The 21,717-nt window shown below is 58.7% G+C and carries 15 protein-coding genes, 1 tRNA gene and 1 pseudogene; 4 read left to right on the top strand and 13 right to left on the bottom strand.

What is annotated here, in order from left to right:
- Positions 1-559: 559 nt before the first annotated feature.
- From E2E30_RS00480 to E2E30_RS00450, 7 genes are all read right to left on the bottom strand, one after another.
- Positions 560-1,729: a site-specific integrase gene (locus tag E2E30_RS00480; RefSeq protein ID WP_133186231.1), complete on the bottom strand. Its 1,170-nt coding sequence runs from the start codon at positions 1,727-1,729 to the stop codon at positions 560-562.
- A 467-nt stretch (positions 1,730-2,196) separates the two neighbouring features.
- Entirely contained in the window at positions 2,197-3,357 is a 1,161-nt protein-coding gene (locus E2E30_RS00475) for a VapE domain-containing protein (RefSeq protein WP_165954425.1), read from the bottom strand.
- A 611-nt stretch (positions 3,358-3,968) separates the two neighbouring features.
- Positions 3,969-4,352, bottom strand: coding sequence for a hypothetical protein (locus E2E30_RS00470; protein ID WP_206365615.1), 384 nt, complete (start codon positions 4,350-4,352; stop codon positions 3,969-3,971).
- Positions 4,353-4,429: 77 nt separating this feature from the next.
- Complete coding sequence (locus E2E30_RS00465) at positions 4,430-4,837, bottom strand: hypothetical protein (protein ID WP_133186227.1); 408 nt, start codon at positions 4,835-4,837, stop codon at positions 4,430-4,432.
- Positions 4,838-4,906: 69 nt separating this feature from the next.
- On the bottom strand, positions 4,907-5,533 hold the full coding sequence (locus E2E30_RS00460; RefSeq protein WP_133186225.1) for a DUF4230 domain-containing protein: 627 nt from the start codon (positions 5,531-5,533) through the stop codon (positions 4,907-4,909).
- Positions 5,530-6,021 (bottom strand): DUF4352 domain-containing protein, encoded by a 492-nt coding sequence (locus E2E30_RS00455; protein WP_133186223.1) that lies wholly within the window; start codon positions 6,019-6,021, stop codon positions 5,530-5,532. The genes E2E30_RS00460 and E2E30_RS00455 overlap by 4 nt, the downstream gene beginning before the upstream one ends.
- A gap of 27 nt (positions 6,022-6,048) precedes the next feature.
- Positions 6,049-6,417: a hypothetical protein gene (locus E2E30_RS00450; protein ID WP_133186221.1), complete on the bottom strand. Its 369-nt coding sequence runs from the start codon at positions 6,415-6,417 to the stop codon at positions 6,049-6,051.
- Positions 6,418-6,563: 146 nt separating this feature from the next.
- Between E2E30_RS00450 and E2E30_RS00445 the strand changes: the two genes are divergently transcribed.
- Both E2E30_RS00445 and E2E30_RS00440 read left to right on the top strand, forming a co-directional pair.
- Complete coding sequence (locus E2E30_RS00445; protein ID WP_133186219.1) at positions 6,564-6,767, top strand: helix-turn-helix domain-containing protein; 204 nt, start codon at positions 6,564-6,566, stop codon at positions 6,765-6,767.
- A gap of 374 nt (positions 6,768-7,141) precedes the next feature.
- A complete protein-coding gene (locus E2E30_RS00440; RefSeq protein ID WP_133186217.1) occupies positions 7,142-8,782 on the top strand; it encodes a P-loop ATPase, Sll1717 family in 1,641 nt (546 codons plus the stop codon).
- Positions 8,783-8,930: 148 nt separating this feature from the next.
- Here the strand turns inward: E2E30_RS00440 and E2E30_RS00435 are convergent.
- The 6 genes and pseudogenes from E2E30_RS00435 to E2E30_RS00410 all read right to left on the bottom strand — a co-directional run.
- Positions 8,931-9,050: pseudogene (locus tag E2E30_RS00435) on the bottom strand (S-adenosylmethionine:tRNA ribosyltransferase-isomerase); the annotation flags it as partial.
- 396 nt (positions 9,051-9,446) lie between these two features.
- Positions 9,447-11,822 (bottom strand): EcoAI/FtnUII family type I restriction enzme subunit R, encoded by a 2,376-nt coding sequence (gene hsdR, locus E2E30_RS00430; protein WP_133186215.1) that lies wholly within the window; start codon positions 11,820-11,822, stop codon positions 9,447-9,449.
- Entirely contained in the window at positions 11,815-12,513 is a 699-nt protein-coding gene (locus E2E30_RS00425; RefSeq protein ID WP_335925473.1) for an 8-oxoguanine DNA glycosylase OGG fold protein, read from the bottom strand. The genes hsdR and E2E30_RS00425 overlap by 8 nt, the downstream gene beginning before the upstream one ends.
- A gap of 123 nt (positions 12,514-12,636) precedes the next feature.
- Positions 12,637-13,737 carry a restriction endonuclease subunit S gene (locus E2E30_RS00420; RefSeq protein ID WP_133186211.1) on the bottom strand — a complete coding sequence of 367 codons (1,101 nt, stop codon included), beginning with the start codon at positions 13,735-13,737 and terminating at the stop codon, positions 12,637-12,639.
- Positions 13,734-15,185 (bottom strand): class I SAM-dependent DNA methyltransferase, encoded by a 1,452-nt coding sequence (locus tag E2E30_RS00415; RefSeq protein ID WP_133186209.1) that lies wholly within the window; start codon positions 15,183-15,185, stop codon positions 13,734-13,736. The genes E2E30_RS00420 and E2E30_RS00415 overlap by 4 nt, the downstream gene beginning before the upstream one ends.
- A gap of 173 nt (positions 15,186-15,358) precedes the next feature.
- A tRNA-Thr gene (locus E2E30_RS00410) sits at positions 15,359-15,434 on the bottom strand.
- Positions 15,435-15,630: 196 nt separating this feature from the next.
- Between E2E30_RS00410 and E2E30_RS00405 the strand changes: the two genes are divergently transcribed.
- Both E2E30_RS00405 and E2E30_RS00400 read left to right on the top strand, forming a co-directional pair.
- Positions 15,631-16,929, top strand: coding sequence for a PAS domain-containing protein (locus tag E2E30_RS00405; protein ID WP_133186207.1), 1,299 nt, complete (start codon positions 15,631-15,633; stop codon positions 16,927-16,929).
- Positions 16,930-17,014: 85 nt separating this feature from the next.
- Positions 17,015-21,619 carry an NAD-glutamate dehydrogenase gene (locus tag E2E30_RS00400; RefSeq protein ID WP_133186205.1) on the top strand — a complete coding sequence of 1,535 codons (4,605 nt, stop codon included), beginning with the start codon at positions 17,015-17,017 and terminating at the stop codon, positions 21,617-21,619.
- Positions 21,620-21,717 lie beyond the last annotated feature (98 nt).

The following is a 21,717-nucleotide window of genomic DNA, read 5'->3' as shown; positions in this document are numbered from 1 at the left end:
GGTCCCGGACCACACACCGGCAAACGTCAGCGCATGGTCCGGGGATCAGGTTATAAGGCTACATTTGGCACGTTATCCCGAGGCTTATGCAGATCGATCATAGCTCCCTTAAGAAGAGTCGCTAGACGGCGAGGTCCCGGGTAAGAACCCGTGCGCAAAACGTAGAGCTTGGCGTCACCGAGATGGTCATGGATTAGTCTGCCGGCGTGATGATCTCTGGCACTTGAGCTAAATCGGCGGAAATCCGCTAGCCGCTTCGCGAGGCCTCCAGGTCGCTCGGTGGCTCGTCCGATGTATACGGTCTCTCCGTTGATAACTGCTCGCAATAAGCCAACTTCGTATCGCAGCTCAGGATGCGGCTCTCGGAAGCCTCCCGCCACCGATTCCCATTTTTGATCCCACTGTGCGACGGTCATTCCTTCTATCAACATGTCCTCTTGTTGCTTGCGCTTTTTCATCGTGCTGTCCTTGCTCAGCCGCGCAGCGGCGGCCTTAAGTTTTGAAGTTAGAAACCTTGCTGTGTCGGTTTAGGCGAGCTGGAGAGATTGCTCTAAAGGCGTCATGCCGAACCGGCCCAATCGACCTTTTGCTTCGCGGCACCCGCCTCCACCGCAGCCATCAGTGTATCGTTGGCAAGATGGCTGTAGCGCATGGTTGAAGCGTAGTTGGCGTGCCCCAGCACCTTGCCAACCGCAAAAAGGTCGATCCCAGCATTAATCATAAACGACGCCGCACTGTGACGTAGGTCGTGAATGCGAAGATCGCCCAGCACCGCCGCCTTCCTAGCGTGTTGCCACGAGTGTTTGATGTCGCCGAACGGCTTTCGCGTCTTGGGGTTGGGCAAAAGGTAGGGGCAGTTCGTGAAGCGAGGTATGTGCTCGATCAGATCGAGCGCTGCTTGCGACAGCGGTACATAGCGTGGCTTGCCCGTCTTCGAGGTCGGAATGAACCACGCCTTCCGTTCCGCGTCGATGTGCTGCCACTCGGCGTTGAGCAGCTCGGAAACCCGCGCGCCAGTTAACAGCAACAGGCCCACGATATACTTGAGCTGCGTGTTGCGAGAGTTCGCCACCGCCCTGCTGAGACGCTGAGCCTCGGCCACGGTGAGGAAGCGCTCGCGGGCGTTGTTGATCGGCGGGCGCTTGATACCTCGGACCGGGTTCTTGACGACGCCGGGAACGTCCCACCGCAATGCCAGCTCGAACGATCGACCGAACGTAACGCGTATTTTTTCGACGGTTGCGGGTGCTAAACCCTCGGCCTGCTTCTCCGACAGCCACACGGCGATGTCGCGCTGGTGAATGTCGGACAGTCGCACCTTTCCCCAACGCGGGAGGATGTGACGGCGGACGTACATTTCGGTGGTGTCGTAGGAACGTTGGTAGGTCTTGGCGTGCGCGAGGTGATCTGCTGCAAGATCAGAATATGTCGGCGTCGCTTTGACCTCGGCCTTCTTCGCGGAAGGGTCACCACCCAGTGTAATGTCGGATCGGAGGCGCTCAGCCTCTTTTCGAACCTTGTCGACAGTGAGGTCACCGTACACACAGATTTTATGCTGCCGCTGCACACCGTGTGGATCGACATACCGAAAATAGAAGGTCTTGCCGCCTGACGAGCGGGTTTCGAGGACAAGGCCACGAATGTGGGTGTCCCAGTAGTCGGTCTTCTTGCGGCCATCGATGCATCGGGCGGTGAGGCAGAAGGCGTGATCAAGTTTCACTTTAGGCATGTGGCACCTCCCTTCTGGAATGCCGATATCGCAGAGGCGCACAGAGCCCCGGCGGCGCAGGTGGCGCGAAGTAGATCGTGTTGCCGGCGGAACACCCTGGCGCTTCCCGAACGGCAAAATTTGGCTCGCCGATGGCGCAATGCCGACGCCCCGATGAAGGGACAGAGCGAGTGATGGGCTACAGATTTCATAAGGACTCCTTTGGCGAGAGCGGCGGACACGGTGATTGACCGAGCGCACAGCATCTCGTGATCGATTGATGCCCGAGGGGGGCAGGAGGATGGAGAAAGGCTGATCCAGCGGAACAGATCGCGTTCACTTTCAAGCCGATTGCCCATGCAGGCGGCGCAGCTTGGACGGTGGAGGGAGGGGCAGCAGTCGCCCCGTCACTTCGCCGCATCGCTGGTTCCTACCGGCGGTTTCGACGAAAGTTTCGGACGTTGATGCCCCTCCCTCCCCCTTTCTACTTAATCAAAATTTCCTTTTACTGGTGGTCTGGATGGCTTCTCTTCTAACGGCTCTTTGATAATCGGCACACGCCAGACGTTGTTACCGTTGATACGTACGTGATTCCCGTACAATTCTCGCAGTAATGCGGCACACTCACGGACCTGAGTATTTGTAGGATATTGAAGCCCAGCTGCGATTAGCAAATTTGTAGGGGTGTATTTCTCGCACTTATGCCGATCTGATACTTCCTGATCGATAATCGCGAGCAGCCTATCCCTAACAGTGCTCGTCACACGGTGCTGACTATTAATCGCTTCGAGCCGCTTATCTTCATCGTTCGAGAGGTGCCAAATCGCGCCCGCGCGGTATTCAACAGCAAGCTGCGCAAAGACCTGCTGCATATCTATCCCATGTTCGTAATTTATCGCCTTGACCGCGATCGTCCAAAATCGGCTATTTCCTGTATCGTCAACTAAGAAATCCGACGCATTAACAGTGGCGACAAATACAGTTCGTCGTTGATATTCTGAATCAGCCTTCGCGTAGGGTCGCCTAACCTTGTCGTGATCGGCCGTTATGAAGCCCTTCAGCCGGGCCATGTCTCGCTTAAACGAGCTATCGAGCTCCCCAACTTCAACTAGCCAATGAGACACCGCGCTTATCAGGCTATCTTTGTTGGACGGGTCTAAGTGGTGATCGACTTTTACAACACTCGCCCGCAGGACCGGATCAGGGACAAGGCTGCGAACCCAGCTTGTTTTGCCAATCCCCTGGTTGCCCTGGAGCGTAAGGACACCTCGGGCCATAAACCCCGACGGCATCGCGGCAGCAGCCACAGCGCTAAGCGCCCACTTGTGCATGAGAGCGCACTTCAACTCGTTCGGGTAACCGTCGTTGACGGCGATCGTGGCATAAAACGAGGGTAGGCGGTCGGTGCCATCCCATTCAGCACTATCGATCCAATCTAGCACTGGATTATAGGACTTCTCATCGGCAACCGCCTCAGTAAATGAGCCGACCAACGACGTAGGCATTCCGTAGGACGACGCCAAACTTTCGATATGAGCCCGAGCCACCGCATCGGCATTATCAACGGTGCCGACCAGGCCAGGAATTCGGATCTCCGACCTCTTCTTGATCAAATTATACCGAGCGCTCACACTGTTTTGCTCGAGCATGAAACGGACGTTGGCAATTGTCGCAGGGATAGTGCTCCCATGCCGAGGACGGTCGGGAAACGTGTTGTCATCGATCTTTTTAGGGTTCCACGCTCCTGGAACGACCGTTAGCGGGGACCCATCCGATACGGAGTTTCCACGAGCTATTCGTATCCCCGCTGCGTTCTTATAGCGGACCTCGGGCGTAGAATCAGTACTTTGAAAATTTTGCATGACGTGATCACCAATATTGAGCCAAATCTCCCTAAGAAGATTCGAACCAGCCACGCCTTTGCGACGCAAAGACGCTAATTAAGAAATTTAGCTATGGTAATATCGCCTGCGAGACGTGCGCATTGGCAGGGCTTGTCATCGGCTCTTCAACACCAAGCTGGCATAAAATGCCTGCGCTTGCTTAGATGTCGGTCTTGGCCGTGAGCGAAATTCGCTAGTAGTGTCTCATATCTATTACGCCGTGTGAACCTCCGATAAGGAGGCTAAACCCTGGTCGACCGATACTACGACTTCGGATTCTAAGTTCGGTTACGCAGTGCTTTGCGCTTCCCGTCCAATCTGAACACGGATCGAGTTTCTCGGTTCCGCGCTCCAGACCATACTGAATGATAAGAGGTCTATGTTGCATTATTGCGACACATCAGCCTTAGGTCCGGAAGAAGGCCCTGCGCGTCCTGTATCAGCAGCGTATAACAAAAGGTGCTGCCGAAAGTTACGATGAGCTCGAACCAGCCATCGTGCTCGCCCAGCCAATCCCAGAACGAATGAAAGTTCGGCTGACCAAAGCGCGCACCTTCGATCGGCTCGACCAACGGTGAGAAACCTATGTGCCGAACAATGTCCGCCTCGGTGTCGCCCGGCTCGATGACAAGGTATTCTGTGTAGTCGATTAGGTCGGGTGCGAGGTTGCCGATGCGACTATGCAGCAAAGCTTGAAGCGCAGGGTCGAGGTCTCGCGTCAGGGCTTCCGCCATCGTGGCGCGATCATAGAGATGAAGCATGAAGCTATCCTTCTTGGACAAAAAAATAGCGCCCGAGGGGTATTCCCTGGACGCTGCGTTCGCGGTGATGGTGGCGGTTAGGCGATCTTGCGGCCGTAGTGGTTGCACAGGCTGAGGAGGGTCGGTTCAACACCGCTTTCATCCGGCACAAGCAGGACAGAACCAAAGCCGTCGTCGCTCAGGACGAACACCGCTTCATACCAATCGCCGTGTCGCTCGATCCATTCCCACGATGGTTCGAAGCCATCTTCTCCATAGCGCAGGCCGTCGATGAAATTGGCGCACGGATCAAACCCAAGGGCCTGTTCGGTGGCGGTTGCGGTATCGCCGGGGGCGACCACGACAAAATGCGCCAACTCCCCCAGATCGTACCCTTCGTGTTCCAGAAGCTGATCACGACGCTGTTCGAGTAGATGAGCCAGGGCGGGGTCCAGCGGAGAGGACAGCGCGATTGCCATTTCGGCGGCATTTGAAATTTTAAGCATTGAAAGCTCCAATAAAAAAGGCGTCCCGGATTGCTCCGAGACGCCGTTGTGGGATTGAGTGGATAGATATTATCGGAAAACGGAGACAACCCGCACGTCGGGCTGCCCGGCAATCCTTAGGGGTATTTCGAAGTAGCTCGTGACGTTTGCTTGCGCCTGCCTTCGAACAGCGCTCAACAGGCCCGCCGACTGAGCCTGCATCACCATCGCCCGACGAGCACTTCGATAGTTCAGCTTAGCAAGCGCATCGATTTGTTCGTTGCTCCAGGTCAAGATGCCACCGTTGATCGTGGTGGCGCTCTCGGGTTGAAAGGCGATATCGCCGATCGTCGGTTTCGGCAGGGTGACTGTGACGATCTTCTGCTTCTCGTTGTAGCTGACATCCGCCAGCGTGAGGGACGATAGATCGAGGTAGTAGGGCACGACCGCCGGAACGATGAGTTGCTGTCGTCCGCCGAGCACCCAGAACATTGACCGTTCTGCCTCCACGGTGGCGGTGCCCTTATACGAGAACACCAGCAGCTTGTTTTCGTTGTGAAGGCTATCGACGGTGGCGGACAGAACCTTGCTGGCATCGACTTGGAAAAAGCCGGTGTGCTTCGCCTCGTGATCTAGGAGTTGCCGTGGAGCAATCCACCAGCCCAGCCCCAGTGCGGCTAGATGGGTCGCGACCAGTACCCGTGCATGGCCGGTCATTTCAGCGGGAAAGTGAGGGCGGGTTTAGCCGATACCATTTTCCATGTTTTACGATCGAACGATGTCTTGGCGATCCGCCAGACCAAACGTGCCTCAGTCGATAAGCCAGGGTTCAGCGTTTCGGCCCACGACGGATTTGCCGCTGCGGACACGGCGGTTGACGCAAACAGCTCTGGGTTGAGTTGCTTGCCTGCGCCGTCCTGAAGCTTGAACTGCGGCCATTTATCCATCGGGAAGGAGGAGTCAGAGGTGTTTTTGAGGGTGTAGGTTGCCGTGACATACACTGCCCCCTCCCCCGCCTTTGGAATAAGCCCTGCAGGTCCAACGCTGTCACCCTCCTCGACCGAGGTGAGAGTGACCTCCACACCATCCGCCTTTTGAATTTGCACCGCAGTGCCAGGAGCATTGGTAGCTGGCGCACCATCACACGCACTTAGGACAGCGAGGGAAGCGGCGATCGTGGCGTACTTCAGTTTTTCTAGGTACATCGTTTGGATCCTTTTTCGAATGATCGATCACGCTTTCCAGTGCGCTTCGGGGAAGGCACGGCAGCTTGTGCGGGCGTCGATGATGTTGCGGCCGGTTGAGACGCGGATGGTCTGCTCGTTGATCGGCTCGATCCCCCGACCGCGTGCCTTTGCCTCATCGTATGCCCGGCCGGTGACGAGCGATCGACACGCAACCAACAGAGCGCTCATCTCGGGCACGAACTGGTAACGCGAGTAGCGAACTTCGACCGAGAAGCCGGAAGGCGTGTCGTGCAGCACGAACTTGGCGTTCTTGTCGGCGACCTCGGTGAGCGGCCTCGATACGTCGGCGGGGTGGGTACAAGCGGACAGGGCGAACGCTGTGCATAGGGCAAGCAGCTTCGTTGTTCTGATCATGGTATTTCTCCCGTGGTGATGCCCGAATTTGGGCGCGTTGAGGCCATCGCCGACGGCTCAGATTACCGGCGGCTCTAACCAAAGCTAGTAAAAGTGAGACTCATAGTCCGTGGTACGATCGACGTCGTTGCGGCTCAAGCTGGGCGATGGACGTCCGCCACAGACTGGCTGAGAATATGAAGCGACTTCGCAAGGAGCGCGGTTGGTCTCAGGAGGCGTTGGCTGATGAGGCTGGTCTCGATCGGACCTATGTCAGCGGGATTGAGCGAGTCGTACGAAATCCCACTGTGACGGTGGTCGAACGCGTAGCTGTCGCGCTAAGCTGTGGTATGGGTGATCTGCTCGACTAATTCTAATGTACGATATCGCGTTTCGCGCTCGGCCTACCACATCGAGCGGTGGACGCTGCGGATCTCCAAAGCCTCGCTATTAACCACTAACGGTAGCTGGAAGGCATCACGGAGATGCAACCTGCGGTCGATGCGCGTGCGATATTTCGCTACGTTATCGACGCTGTACCCGGGATTCGGAACCCGTCGGATCGATCACTTGGACAGATGCTGGACACACTCAATATCGAGCAAGCCCTGTCGCTGGGAAAACGGGTCGAGCGCCCTTCATATAAGATACCGCAGTTTCCGCGCAGACGAAGCTATCGTATAAATGTCAGGGCTTTATGTTGCATGTTGCGGAGCTTGCCGTATGTTTTGATCAGAGGAACAAAATGGCAAAACCGCAAGCAAACGTGAATCCAGTAGTTCTGCGGCGAGGCATAGGCATTGGTTCAGGAAACGCCGAAAGTGATGACGATTTCCTGTTCGATTGTTTTGTTCAATACCCTCCCGTTGAGGCCTGCAGCAGGCTGACCTCGCCCGCTATGGTTGTTTCGGGGAGGACCGGCGCTGGAAAAACGGCGATCCTGCGGCATATCGAAAGCACCGCTGAATATACCGCAGTGATCGACCCGTTCGAGATGTCGATGAGCTATGTCTCAAACTCAGATGCTCTGCGGTTTTTGGAAGCCATAGGGGCTGATCTAGATTTATTGTTTCAGGTCCTCTGGAAGCATGTTCTCTGCCTCGAGTTTATTCGGCTCCGATGGGGGATTGAGTCGACAGAGAAATCTCAAAGCATATTTGCGAGACTGGTCGAGCAATTCTCACGAGATGAACGAAAGTCAAAGGCCATTAGTTATCTACGGCAGTGGCAGGGCCGATTTTGGATAACGATGGATCAGAATATCAAGGAGATAACAGAAGCCGTCGAGAAGAAACTTCACGCAGAAGTTGGCGGAGAAATCGACAAATTTAAAGCTGGCGGACAGTACGACAAACGTATGAGTCGCGAGAAAAAAACAGAAATAGTTGCCCGCACTCGTAAAATAATTAGCTCAGAGCAACTCTCTGAGCTGCACGGCGTCATCGATATGCTTTCGATTTCCGATGGTGATGGAATGAAGGCATTTTACATAATGATTGATCGCCTCGATGAAAAGTGGGTTGACGATACCGTTCGGTTTCGGATGATAAAGGCACTGATGGAATCACTAAGATCGTTTCGAAAGATTCGAAACCTTAAGGTTCTCGTAGCCCTTCGGGCAGACGTACTCGAGCGTGTAGTTCAAGAGACTGCGGATATAAGCTTTCAGCGTGAAAAATTTGAGGATTTCACGGTTAAGTTGATTTGGTCAAAAGGCGATTTGCGTCGTCTTGTTGACAGTCGCCTAAATATCCTTTTTAAGCGCCGCTATACTGGATCTTCCGTCTACTTTGATGATGTATTCCCACCGTCGATGGCAGGGAAAAGTAGCTTCGACTGGATGATTGAGCGGACACTCATGCGTCCACGCGATATTATTGCTTTCGTTAATGAAGCAATTGACGCATCGGACGGACTCGCCTCGGTGACCGTTACGACTCTACGTAAGGCGGAGGTCGAATTTGCTCGAAAAAGAAAAGATGCACTTATTCAAGAATGGAAAAGCGCCTTTCCGACACTCGATATTATTCTAAATTTTGTGACTTCTCGCAATAAGCACAGCATAGAATTGATTGAACTTATTGATAGAGTTGATGATTTTTGTCTTTCGATCTGCTCTAGCGCGATTCAGGGAAAAGATCCAATTCACACTTTATGCTCAGCTTATATCGAAGGGAAAGAAAGAGATAAAATAAGAATTGCTCAAGAGTCCCTAGCAGTATTATATAGAACTGGGGCTATTGGCTTGAAGTTGACGGCTCAGGATAGATTTAACTACGCGCACTTAGATCAGCCGCTGATATCTGCCCAGTTGATAGGCATAGATGCGAGGGTAAGGCTGCATTCTATGCTTCACGCCGCATTTAATTTGCAAGAGCGCTCCTAGCCCGACGACTTGATCGCTGACAACGTATTCCGATAAAAGGGCGCCTAACAGGCGATATTTACTCCGCCCTTGTTTTGGCAAAGGCCTGCTCAACAACCTTCGGAAAAAGCTTTGCCAAGCCTCCCATCGGCGACCCATGCAAACCCCTCTACGGAAGGAGAAGCGAGGCGTCTCCGTAAGAGTAGAAACGATAGCCATTTTCGATGGCATGGGCGTAAGCCTCCTTCATAAGCTCGGTGCCCATCAACGCACTGACCAGCATGAACAGTGCTCGTTATTGTTCTAGGGATGCGCTCGGGTTCGCGATGTTGCCCGACACGCGGTCGCGATCGTAGCGCTTTCGTAGCGCCTTAACTACGGTCTATAAACCGCTGGTATCGTTGCCCCACGTTCACTTCTGGTGACAACTTAGCCCAAACGTCTCGATCGATTTTTGGGATTGAACTCTCAGAGCGGCACAAACTCCGTTTGGCAGGTGTATCGGGTATGAAGTCCGGTTTCCTACCCAGAGCGTCAAGCAGCCCTGGAGCGGAGCTCCTTACCGAGAGCCCATTTAGCCCATGCCGCAGAGATTTATTGGCTAATATCGCCGCAGGTGGGCTTTGAAGTTGCGCATTCAGATCGTCGAAAACGACACTTCCTGCCCGCAGAGCCGCGCCCGCTCTTATGATGGCTCAATCCTTTGCCCGTCGTCCGATTCGTACAGCTGGCGCTGGAACCCTCGAAACGTGCTGAGTATGTCCGCGACGCTTCCCAGTTCGCGGACGGCATCTCTTCGCGAACCGTATTGCAGGTCCAGCAGGTTGGGCAGCTTTTCCATACCCAGCTCAGCTTCCCCCTCGGTTACGTACTGAGACAAAACGAAATCGAGGAAAAGCTGCTGTTTCGCGTCGTAGCGGGAAAGGATACTCGCCCGGTGCGTTGCCACGCGTTCGATCCGCTTTAGGGGACACTTAGTGTGCGCGATGTAATTTAGTACATCGAATAGGTCCGACTGCTCCGCGTCGATCATTCCGCGAACCTGCGCTAGCTGCTCCCCGTCAAACCCGCGCTCAGCCAACCCTGCGATCAACGCCGCGCGGGTGTCCGGTTCGCCCCAGAGCGCGCGTAACTCGGCTTCATCCCGAAAAAGTTCGGGCAGTTTGCCGAACAGGCTTTCGACGAATTGCGTCGCCGAGATCGGCTTGCCGGATGCGTCCCAAAAAGTGGAAGCGCTTATATGCTGAAAGCTTCGCTCCTTGCCGTCCGCCAGCCGGATAATCAGGCATCCGGCGGGTTCGGCTCCATCGCCATCGTCCCGCCCACTGGTGTCGTCGCCGACGTCGCCCCCGTCGCCATCGCCATCGCCATCGGGCGTCCCACGCGGCGCGCCGGGCGGATTGGGCGCAAGCGGTTCGCCGTCCCATTCAGGATCGTTGAACAGTTCATAGGCTTTCACGAAATCGTAGATTGTGAAATAGTCCTTGCCATCGAACAGCCGGGTGCCCCGCCCGATAATCTGCTTGAACTCGATCATGTTGGTGATGGGCCGCATCAAAACGATGTTGCGGATGTTCCGCGCATCAACCCCGGTGGACAGCTTTTGCGAAGTCGTAAGGATCGTGGGGATCGTCTTTTCGTTGTCCTGAAACACGCGCAGCCACTCTTCGCCCCGCGCGCCGTCGTTGGCGGTGACGCGTTCGCAATAGTGCGGATCGCCGCTGGTCTTCGTCTGGTTGATCAGGTCGCGAACCATCGCCGCGTGCGCCTGCGTCGCGCAGAACACCAAGGTCTTTTCCCGCTGGTTGATCCGCTCCATGAAGATTTTGACGCGGTATCGTTCGCGCGCTTCGATCTCGATTTTACGGTTGAAGTCGCCTTCGCCGTAGCGCTTGCCTTCCTCCACTTCGCCAGATTCCACCGTGTCGCCGGGCGTGTAAACATAATCGTCGATCGTGGTGCCGAGCTCTACCACCTTGAACGGGGTCAGATAGCCGTCGTTGATCCCCTCTTTCAGCGAATAGGTGTAAACCGGGTCGCCGAAATAGGCATAGGTATCGACATTGTCCTTGCGCTTGGGAGTAGCAGTGAGGCCGATTTGAACGGCGGGTTTGAAGTATTCCAGAACGCCGCGCCACTCGCTGCCATCCTTTGCCCCTGCGCGGTGGCATTCGTCGATGATGATGCAATCGAAAAAGTCGGGCGGATAATCCTGATAGTTGAAAGCTGGTTCTTCCTCGCTCCCGCCCTCCGTCATCACTGACTGGAAGATCGTGAAGAACACGCTGCCATTCTTGGGCACGCGGCCGCTTTTGCGGATTTCGGCGGGGCTAATCCGCACCAGCGCATCGGGTTCGAAAGCGGAAAAGCTGTTATAGGCCTGATCGGCAAGGATGTTGCGATCGGCCAAGAACAGGATACGCGGGCGGCGGGTCGGTTCGCCTGTGCCACGCCAGTCGCCAAGGTTCCAGCGGGCCTGAAAGAGCTTCCACGCAATCTGGAAGGCAACCGCCGTCTTGCCCGTGCCGGTGGCGAGTGTGAGCAACACCCGGTCCTTGCCCCCCGCCATTGCCGCCAACGTCTTTTCGATGGCATTGTATTGATAATAGCGCGGATCGAACTTGCCGCCGGTTTCATAGGGCACGGCGGCGAAGCGGTCCCGCCAGACATTAGCATGCGCGAAGGTCGCGTCCCAAATCTCTTGCGGGGTGGGCCAGCGGTCGAGCAGTCCTTCCTGCCCGGTCTGCATATCGATGCGGTAGATCGCCCTGCCGTTGGTCGCAAAAGCGAAGCGGGTTTGCAGCCGCTCGGCATAATCCTTGGCTTGCCCGACGCCTTCGCCGACCGACTTGCCGACTGCCTTAGCCTCCACGCTCCCTAGCTTGGTGTTACGATAGACCAAAACATAATCGGCCGCCTTGGCAGTCGATCGCTTGCCCGATCCCGTCAACCGCCCCGGCGCGATCACCTCGCGCCGCGTGCGGCTATCCCCCACCACCCCCCAGCCAGCGGCGGAAAGGGCGGGGTCGATCAACTCCGCGCGCGTCTCAGCTTCATTCACTCTGTGGCTGCCTATGATCAATCACATATTCGCGCCATCGTTTCTTGGAGGTTCCGCCGCCAGACATCAACGCCAATTCAGTTTCGCTGGCGTTGCGCCCGATTTCTTGAGCAAGTGCTTCGATAGCACGGCAATAATTTTCGTAATTGTGTGAGGTGTTGCAAGCGCTGACTGTGAAGGTGCCGCGTCGACTGAGCGTGCTACACTTATACTGCCATGATAATAAACAATCAGTTAGGACCACGGAATCTGCGGTTAGCAGGTTGATCGAACATGCCGCCCATTGATCCATAATATAACCTACAGGATGCGCGCGCGCTGATCGCGGCATGAGAAAGAAAATTAGCTTGGTAAAGTAGGCCGGACCGACGCCCGGCATTTTGTCCGGTTTTCCAAGTTTCAACTGCCGAAAAGCATCATAGGCCTTGGCGCGATCAAGTTGGCCGAGCCTTATAAGATCGGCCACATCGATCCAAGGAGCTTGGGCGAGTGCGGCAAGTGTATTTCGATGCCGCCCATGCATTTCGCCCCATGCCATTATCGACCAGCAAACGACCTCGGTGGAAACGCTCTCATCGGCAGCTAGGGTTAGAAGTGCCGTCCGGTCTAACGGAGCATTGGGCAACTGGTCCCCTAGGTGACTGCAAGAGCCCCAGACTCGCGGGATATAGCGGCGGCCCGGATCAGGCATCTCACCCTTGGGAAGGGACTGCCGAAAGGCAGCTAAATGGTCAGCCTGCCAATTCATAGTCCTGTAATCCGCTTAATCGTAGAAGGGTGGTCCAACAGGCGGGTTTCGGCTTCATTCATCGGATCAGGTCAGTTCCCCCGCGAAGACTTTATGGAGCAGCGATTGTTTGAGCTCGATCAGGGCCAATACCTTCGCGTCATAGACTTCTTCCAACTGGTCCATATACCGAGAAAAATGGTCCAAGTTCTCCGTAATATTTGCCTGTTCAGGCAAGGGTGGGAAACCTACATTTAATTCTTTCAGGAGCCGGTAGTGGCGCGCATACCCTATCGAATTTATCGGATTCGCCTTCAAAAAATACATCAAAAACTTCGCAGATATTGCCGGTATGGGAAGCAAAAGTTTCACTCCGTCCGCCCCAAGGACAAAATCGAAATCGATGTATTTCAAGACCTGCGTATGATCACCAAAGACAACGATTGGCGATGTTAAGCGAAGGACGTCGTCGTACCGGTTCCAATATCCATTGATGAAATCAGCTTCCTGCGAAACAATTGGAAATTCACCAGCTTCCTTGAAGTCTTTACGCTGGATTTTTGTCGTGTATCTTATTTTTTGAAGGCAATCTTCGAAAGACAGGAATGACCACCCTTCGCAGTCGCCAGAAAAAATGTTTTGCAGGTAACTTTGAAAAAGGGCGCGAGCGTTGGTTAGGTTTCTCTGTGCGTTCGCCGTCGCGGTGGCGATGCCTGCAAAGGCCCTGTCCAACACCGCAACAAGCCGTCGCTGCTCGTCAAGCGGGGGGAACGCAAACTCTATCGCGGCTACTTGCTTTGATGATAGATGTTTTACTGTCGTGAAGGTTGTGTTGTCTTCAATTTCTTTGAGGTACTTGTTGATTCCATAAAATAGAAATTTCGGATCAATTTCGGCGCTAAATGAATGAAGTTTGCATACACGTTGATTGAGTAGCGCATCAGGACCTCGCCACTCAAAACACCCAAATTCTCCGTCCATCCCAATCAGAAAGTTGCCCGCCTTCACGACATAACGCTGGTCAAAGGGGCCGTCGAAACTGGTTTGTGTCGTGAAGCCATTCTTCAAGTCACGAATGCGAATGAGAGGAGTGCCCTTTTCGGATGAGAAGGCTTTGGCATCAAAGGCACAGCCATTCAGAATCGAAAGGATCGATCCAAGTGGCTTTCGTTTCCAGCTCGCCTTCACAGGAACGCCCTGATCTCAGCCAAAATTGCCGCGCTCTCCAAGTCCAGCTCGGTAATCTCCTCCAGTATTTCTCCCGGACTGCGCAGCGTCGCCACCTCGCCAGCATCGGGGTTCTTTGCTGACAGGTCAAAGCTGACTGGATCGATCTCACTGCGGTCCACGCTCCAGCTTTTAGCGCTGTTGGCAAAGCTGGCCTGCAACGCGACGAACTCGGCCAAATCGGCATCGTTCAGCGGGTTGGTCTTGCCCATGTTGCGGCCCGGATCGAGCTGATAATACCAGATGTGCTTGGTCGGCTCGCCCTTTTCGAAGAACAGCACGACGGTTTTTACCCCCGCGCCCTGAAACGTGCCGCCGGGCATATCCAGCACAGTGTGCAAATTGCAGCTTTCCAGCAACTCTTTGCGCAACTTCACGCTTGCATTGTCGCCGTTCGATAGGAAGGTGTTCTTGATGACGATCGCGGCGGTGCCGCCAGCACGCAGCGATTTGATGAAATGCTGGAGGAACAGGAACGCGGTTTCGCCGGTCTTTACGGGGAAGTTTTGCTGGATCTCGGGGCGTTCCTTGCCGCCAAATGGCGGGTTGGCCAGGATCACGTCATAGCGATCCTTTTCCTGAATATCGTTCAGGTTCTCGCCTAGCGTGTTGGTGTGCAGGATGTTGGGGGCCTCGATCCCGTGCAGAATCATGTTCATGATCGCGATCACATAAGCGAGGCTCTTTTTCTCCTTGCCGTAGAACGTGCGGCGCTGAAGCGTATCGTTGTCACCGGTCGATTTGGCGAGTGGTTTTAGATAGTCATATGCCTCGCATAGAAAGCCAGCGGACCCGACAGCACCATCATAAATCTTGTCCCCGATTTGCGGCTTCACCACCTTGATCATCGCGCGGATCAGCGGCCGAGGGGTGTAATATTCCCCACCATTGCGCCCAGCGTTGCCCATGTTCTTGATCTTGGCTTCGTACAGGTGCGACAGTTCATGTTTCTGATCCTGCGACCGGAACGACAGCCCGTCGATGAGCTCCAGCGCGTCGCGCAGCGAATAGCCCGAATTGAAGCGGTTTTTGATTTCGCCGAAAATCTCGCCGATCTTATATTCGATCGTGTCGGGCGCGGGTGCACGCTGCTTGAACCCGTGGAGATAAGGGAAAAGCGAGCCATCGACGTAGCCGATCAAGTCAGGGCCGGTCAGCGCCGCGTTATAATCGAACTTACCCGCCACGTCTTTTGGTGCTGCCCAGACGCTCCAGCGATGGGCCGCATCGATGATCGGCGCATAAGGCTTACCGCGCAGCTCGGCATCGATCTTGCGGTCTTCCTCCAGCTCGTCGAGATATTTCAAGAACAAGATCCAGCTGGTCTGCTCGGTGTAATCCAGTTCCGTGGTGCATCCCGCCTCTTTGCGTAGGACGTCATCGATATTCTTGAAGGTTTGTTCAAACATTGGAACAGCTAGCAGCGCAGAATGCGGCTCGGCAAGGGTGCGTCACCCCTTACCGAAGAGGCTAGCGTCGGTTGAACCCACTTCCCTACCGAAAGGGCCCCAGGCAGGACCCAAACGGCGACCCTTCCGAAGGCCCTACCGCTCCATGTCTCTGAGATTACCTGTTTAAAGACTGGTGCCGCTTACAGGACTCGAACCTGTGACCCCCGCATTACGAATGCGATGCTCTACCAACTGAGCTAAAGCGGCGTCGCGCCGTTCGGGTGAACGGGTGCGAGGGCGGGCGCTTAACAGGTGGTTTTCGTGCTGACAAGCCGCTTCGCCGCCTCAGGCGCAATGGCGCGCAAAAAAGCGAGGCTTTACTCCGCGTTTACCACGCGCAGTGCACAAGCCGGTTAGGACAGTCGCCCGATCGGCGGGGCGGGCCAAATAGGACGGTTGTGCAATGGACAGTGTTCGCGGATTCGGGGACGGTCGCTTCGACAGCGAAGTCGAGGGCGACGAGATCGACGACACGCCCGTCGACAGCGCGGGAAACGGCGTTGCCGAGACACAGATCGACGTCGGCACCGACGAGCGCCGCATGCACGTTCGCGCCTATAACCATTGGGTGTCGCTGCTTGGCGGTCGCGCCTATCCCTCGATCGAGGATCTCGATCCCGCCAATATCGCCGATTTCGGCCCGCACAGCGTCCTGCTCGATTTCTCGCTCGGGATCGAAAACCCGGCGATCGCCTATCTCGGCCGCGCGCTGCGCGAGGAGTGCAGCCTCGATTCGTCGGTGACGCACATCTCGCAAGTGCCGAGCCGCTCGCTGCTGTCGCGGCTGACCGACCATTATCTGCAGATCATCGCGAATCGCTCGCCGATCGGCTTCGAGGCCGAATTCGTCGGCGTGCGTGGCCACAACACGCTGTATCGCGGCATCTTGATGCCCTTCTCGTCGGACGACGAATCGATCGACTTCATCTATGGCGTGATCAACTGGAAAGAGTTGGTCGACGCCGAGACGCAGGCCAAGCTTCACGCCGAAATCGCAGCGGCGGTCAGCAGTGCGCCGATGGCGCCGCCGGCAGCACCGATCTGGGCCGATGGGCCGAGTGCTGGATTCGATTCGGCGGAAGCCGATGACATCGACGATGCGGCAGCCGCGGCTACCAGCGGCAATCTCGCCGATCAGTTGATGCTTGCGCAGCAAACCGCCGCCGCGGTGCGCGCTGCAGACGTCCGTGGCCGCGCGACGCTCTATCGTGCGCTCGGGCGGGCGCATGATTTCGCCGCCGCCGCCGATGCCGATCCGCAGAGCTACCGCGCGTTGCTCGAATCGGCCGTGATCGTCGTCCAGCTCCGCGCGCCGATGACGCCAGTGGTCAAGCTCGTCTTCGGGTCCGATTACGACAAGACGCGGTTGACCGAATATGCCGCGGTGCTGTCCTACGCGCGCCGGATCGACGTCGCGACGGGACAGCTCGGCGAGTTTCTCGAAGGCTTCGAGGGTGGCATCAAGGGGATCGTCAAAGCCGAACGCGCCGCACGGACGCCCGTCGCCAAACCGCGCGCGAGCAGCGCGGGCTTGCTCGCCTCGCGCCCGACGCTCGCCAGCGTGGCGATCGAAACCCCGCTCGAGCGCGGCGCTTATGTCGTGCTGCTGGCGCGCGCCAACGATGGCGGAATGCTCGACATCGTCGCGACGCTTGGAGACGACACGGCGCTGACCGAGCGGGCGATGCGCAGCGCGGTCTGACGCGCGCACCGCGCGGCACGACCTCGAAAATTGTGCACCGCCACAAGTCTTGAGGTCGCGCAGCGTCGGGCGCATAGGGGCCCGCATGGCTAAAACCACGCTGAAATCGCTGTCGGACGCGCTTGCTGCCCGACTGACCAAGGGTGCTCTTCCGGGCGAAATACAGGGGTTCGGCAAGACCGAGCGAATCGACGCTGCCGCGTTCGTCGCCGCGACTGCCGAGCGGCGCAGTCCCGGCACCGCGAGGATCGCGCTCGAGCCGCTGCCCGGTACCGACCCGCGCCGCCGGATGCGGCTGGCGATCGTCAATGACGACATGCCCTTCCTCGTCGATTCGATCGCCGCGACGATCGGGGCGCACGACATTTCGATCGACCGGATCATCCACCCCGTGCTCGGTGTGATTCGCGACGCCGACGGCCAGTTGGTCGACGTCGACGATTCGGGGCCTGCCGAATCGATGATCTATATCGAGCTCGAACGCGCCGATGCGCGCGAGCGGCGCGATCTGGTGGCCGAGCTCGAGCGCAATCTCGCCGATGTCCGCGCCGCGGTGCAGGACTGGCAGGCGCTGCAGGACGCGATGGCAGCCGACATCGCGACGCTCCCGGCGGGCGAAGGCGCCGAGATGCTCGCCTGGTTGCTCGATCGCAACTTCACCTTGCTCGGCCACGAACTGTGGCGCGGCACGACCGAGACGACGCTCGGCCTCGCGCGCAATCCGCAGCCGGTGCCGATGCTTGCCGAAGCATCGCGCACACTCGCGATCCAGTGGTTCGAAAAGGGTGGCGAGGCGCCGCTGCTGCTCAAGTCCAATCTCATCTCGAGCGTCCATCGCCATCTCCCGCTCGATCTCGCGGTGGTGCCGGTGCGCGAGAAGAAGAAGATCGTCGGCGTTTCGATCCATGCCGGGCTGTGGACCAGCAGCGCGCTCAACGCCGCGCCGCAGGACGTGCCCGTGCTGCGCAAGCATCTGGCCGCGCTCGAGCAGAAGTTCGGCTTCGATCCCAAGGGGCATACCGGCAAGGCGCTGACGCACGCGCTCGCCGCGCTGCCGCATGATCTGATCACCGCCTTCACCCCCGAAGCGCTCGAAGAGGTCGCGCTCACCGCGATGTCGCTGGCCGACCGCCCGCGGCCGAAGCTGGTGCTGGTGCGCAGCGTGCTCGGGCGGCATCTGTTCGCCTTCGTCTGGCTGCCGCGCGACGACCTGACCACCGCGCGGCGCATCGCGATCGGGGACATGCTGGTCGAGGCGGCGCATGGCGGGCTGCTCAACTGGGCGATCGCGATGGACGACGTCACCGCGCTGATCCGCTTCACGATCGACGTGCGCGGCGGCGGGGTGATGCCCGATACGGCGACGCTCGACGCGCGGATCGCGCGGATGGTGCGCGGCTGGGTGCCCGCGGTCGAGGCAGCGCTTGCCGATCTGGTCGAGCCGGCGCGCGCCACGCGGCTTGCGTTGCGCCATGCAACCAATTTCCCGGCGGGCTATCGCGCCGCCAACACCGCCGAGGAAGCCGCGCAGGACATCATCCGCCTCGCGCGGCTCGAGAACGCCGAGGATCGTTCGGTGCGGATGTACCGCGACGCACACGGCGCGGCGCGGTTGAAGATCTACCGCCAGGGCGGTGCGCTGGCGCTGTCCGACGCGGTCCCGGTGCTCGAGAATTTCGGCTTCCGCGTGATCGAGGAGCTGCCGACCGCGCTTGCCGATGACGAGCAGGGCTTCGTCCATGAATTCCTCGTCGAGGCGGCGGGCGTGCGGCTTTCGGCCGATACGACGGTGCTCGAGGATGCGATCCAGGCAGTGCTCGAGGGCAAGGCCGAGAATGACGCGTTCAACCGGCTGATCGTCGATGCCGCGATGGCGCCGGCATCGGTGCTGCTGTTCCGCGCGTGGTTCCGCTATCTGCGCCAGGCCGGGCTGACCTACGGGCTCGTCACCGTGGTCGATGCGCTGCGGCGTGCGCCGAAGGTGGCCGCGGCGCTGATCGAGCGTTTCGCCGCTGCGCATGATCCGGCACGCGCGCGCTCGGGCGTCGAGGTCGCCGATGCGGCGATCGACACCGGGCTCGACGCGGTCTCGGCGATCGACGACGACCGCATCCTGCGCAGCTTGCGCAGCGTGATCGCAGCGACGCTGCGCACCAACGCGTTTGCCTCAGCCGGGCAGATCGCGCTCGCGTTCAAGCTCGACAGCCACCTCATCCCCGGCCTTCCCGCCCCCGTGCCGTGGCGCGAGATCTGGGTCTATTCCCCGCGCGTCGAGGGCATCCACCTGCGCGCCGGCCCAGTCGCGCGCGGGGGCCTGCGCTGGTCCGACCGACGCGACGATTTCAGGACGGAAATTCTCGGGCTGATGAAGGCGCAGCGCGTCAAGAACGCCGTGATCGTGCCGACCGGCGCGAAGGGCGGCTTCTATCCCAAGCAGCTCCCGTCGGCGTCGAACCGCGATGCGTGGCTCGCCGAGGGGACCGAGAGCTACCGCGTGTTCATTCGCACGCTGCTGTCGATCACCGACAATATCGTCGAGGGCGCGGTGGTGCACCCCGCCGACGTCGTGATCCATGACGGCGACGATCCCTATTTCGTCGTCGCCGCCGACAAGGGCACCGCGACCTTCTCCGACGTCGCCAACGCGATCGCGCTCGAGCACAATTTCTGGCTCGGCGACGCCTTCGCGAGCGGCGGCTCGGTCGGGTATGACCATAAGGCGATGGGGATCACCGCCAAGGGCGCGTGGGTCAGCGTCCAGCGCCACTTCGCCGAGCGCGGCATCGACGTGCAAACGCAACCGATCCGCGTCGTCGGCTGCGGCGACATGTCGGGCGACGTGTTCGGCAACGGCATGCTGCTCAGCCAGACATTGAAGATCGTCGCGGCGTTCGACCATCGCCACATCTTCCTCGATCCCGATCCCGATCCCGCGGCCAGCTGGGCCGAGCGCGCGCGCATGTTTGCGCTCCCTCGCTCGTCGTGGGCGGATTACGACGCGTCGGTCATCTCGAAGGGCGGCGGCGTGTTCGCGCGCACCGACAAGGTGATCAAGCTCTCGAAGCAGATCCGCGCCGCGCTCGGCATCGAGGCGAGCGAGATCGAGCCCGGCGCACTGATTTCGCTGATCCTCAAGGCTCCGGTCGACCTGATCTGGTTCGGCGGCATCGGCACCTATGTGAAGGCGCGCGCCGAGAACAACATCGCAGTCGGCGACCCCGCGAACGACCGCTTGCGCGTCGATGCCGAGGATCTGCGTGCGACGGCGATCGGCGAGGGTGCGAACCTGGGCGTCACGCAGGCCGCGCGCATCGCCTTTTCGGCGCGTGGTGGACGGATCAACACCGACTTCATCGACAATTCGGCCGGCGTCGATTGCTCGGATAACGAGGTCAACATCAAGATCGCGCTTAACCGCGAGATGATCGAGGGCCGGCTCGGCTACGAGAAGCGCAACACCTTCCTCGCCAGCATGACCGACGACGTCGCGCACATCGTGCTCGAGGACAATCGCCTGCAGACGCTCGCTTTGTCGATCGCCGAGGCTGACGGCGCGCGCGACGTGCCGAGCTATGTCCGGCTGATCGAGATTTTCGAGGCGAGCGGTTCGCTCGACCGCGTCGTCGAAGGGCTGGCGGGCAATGACGATCTGCTGCGCCGCTCGGCCGAAGGGCGCGGGCTGACGCGGCCCGAGCTCGCGGTGCTGCTCGCCACCGCCAAGCTCGCGCTGCAGGCGGCGATCGAGCGATCGGATCTGGGGGCCGACCCCGAGCTGCTGCCCGATCTTCACGCCGCCTTCCCGCCCGCAATGCGCAAGAAGTTCGGCGCGGCGATCGACCAGCATCGCCTCCGCGGCGAGATCATCGCGACCAAGCTCGCCAACCGGATCGTCAACCGGATGGGCGTGCTCTATCCCTTCGAGCTTGCCGAGGAAGAGGGCGCGGCGATGAGCGACATCGCGGCGAACTTCGTCGTCGCGGAACGGCTGTTCGACCTGCCCGAATTGTGGCGCGAGATCGAGACCGCCGAGATGCCCGAAGCGGCGCGGATCGCGCTGTTCGACGAGGTCGCGGTGGCGACGCGCTCGCAGATCGCCGATCTGTTGCGCGTCACGCGCGGCGGCAGCCGTCCGGGTGACGTGCTCGCGCGGCTGTCGAAGGGCATTCGCGAACTCGACAAGCAGACCAAGGCGCTGCTGCTCGAGGAAGCGAGTGCGCAGAGCGCGCGGATCGCCGCGACGCTCGAGACCGCAGGCGCGCCGGGCAAATTGGTGCAGAAGGTCGTGCGGCTGTTCGAGCTCGATGGCGCGGTCGGGCTGGCCGATCTCGGCGAGCGGCTCGGGATCGACGAGGCGGTGCTGACGCGCGCGTTCACGCGGCTGGGGCAAGCGCTGGGTCTCGACTGGGCGCAGGCCAATGCCGCGCGGATCGCGTCGAGCGACCCGTGGGAGCGGTTGCTGATCGCAGGGCTGGCGCGCGATTTCCAGCAGCTGCGGCTCGAGTTCCTCGGTCGCGGCGCGAACGGGAACGGGAGCGATCCGCAGGCGCTGGTCGAAGGCTGGCTGGCGGAGAATGCCGGCCGCGTCGCGCAGTTCAAGGCGGTGATCGATCGCGCGCGGCTCGCGCCGGCGCCGAATGCGGCGATGCTCGCGCAGATCGCTGGCCAGGCGCGCGTGTTGCTAGGGCGGTAGCAGCCCTCCACAACCGTCACCCCGGACCTGTTCCGGGGTCCACCGGGATGCGCGACCTGCCTCGGCAGTTCATGCGGCACCGTGGACCCCGGGACGGG

Source organism: Sphingomonas sp. AAP5 (assembly GCF_004354345.1).
In the GTDB taxonomy this organism is placed as follows: Bacteria; Pseudomonadota; Alphaproteobacteria; order Sphingomonadales; family Sphingomonadaceae; genus Sphingomonas; species Sphingomonas glacialis.
The sequence above is the reverse complement of the archived record's forward strand: the minus strand, read 5'-3'. Positions and strand labels throughout refer to the sequence as shown.

Bases quoted from the DNA above. Each gene is read 5' to 3' on its own strand.
- E2E30_RS00480 (WP_133186231.1), bottom strand. From the start codon at position 1,729: ATGCCTAAAGTGAAACTTGATCACGCCTTCTGCCTCACCGCCCGATGC.
- E2E30_RS00475 (WP_165954425.1), bottom strand. From the start codon at position 3,357: ATGCTCGAGCAAAACAGTGTGAGCGCTCGGTATAATTTGATCAAGAAG.
- E2E30_RS00470 (WP_206365615.1), bottom strand. From the start codon at position 4,352: ATGCTTCATCTCTATGATCGCGCCACGATGGCGGAAGCCCTGACGCGA.
- E2E30_RS00465 (WP_133186227.1), bottom strand. From the start codon at position 4,837: ATGCTTAAAATTTCAAATGCCGCCGAAATGGCAATCGCGCTGTCCTCT.
- E2E30_RS00460 (WP_133186225.1), bottom strand. From the start codon at position 5,533: ATGACCGGCCATGCACGGGTACTGGTCGCGACCCATCTAGCCGCACTG.
- E2E30_RS00455 (WP_133186223.1), bottom strand. From the start codon at position 6,021: ATGTACCTAGAAAAACTGAAGTACGCCACGATCGCCGCTTCCCTCGCT.
- E2E30_RS00450 (WP_133186221.1), bottom strand. From the start codon at position 6,417: ATGATCAGAACAACGAAGCTGCTTGCCCTATGCACAGCGTTCGCCCTG.
- E2E30_RS00445 (WP_133186219.1), top strand. From the start codon at position 6,564: ATGGACGTCCGCCACAGACTGGCTGAGAATATGAAGCGACTTCGCAAG.
- E2E30_RS00440 (WP_133186217.1), top strand. From the start codon at position 7,142: ATGGCAAAACCGCAAGCAAACGTGAATCCAGTAGTTCTGCGGCGAGGC.
- E2E30_RS00425 (WP_335925473.1), bottom strand. From the start codon at position 12,513: ATGCCTGATCCGGGCCGCCGCTATATCCCGCGAGTCTGGGGCTCTTGC.
- E2E30_RS00415 (WP_133186209.1), bottom strand. From the start codon at position 15,185: ATGTTTGAACAAACCTTCAAGAATATCGATGACGTCCTACGCAAAGAG.
- E2E30_RS00405 (WP_133186207.1), top strand. From the start codon at position 15,631: ATGGACAGTGTTCGCGGATTCGGGGACGGTCGCTTCGACAGCGAAGTC.
- E2E30_RS00400 (WP_133186205.1), top strand. From the start codon at position 17,015: ATGGCTAAAACCACGCTGAAATCGCTGTCGGACGCGCTTGCTGCCCGA.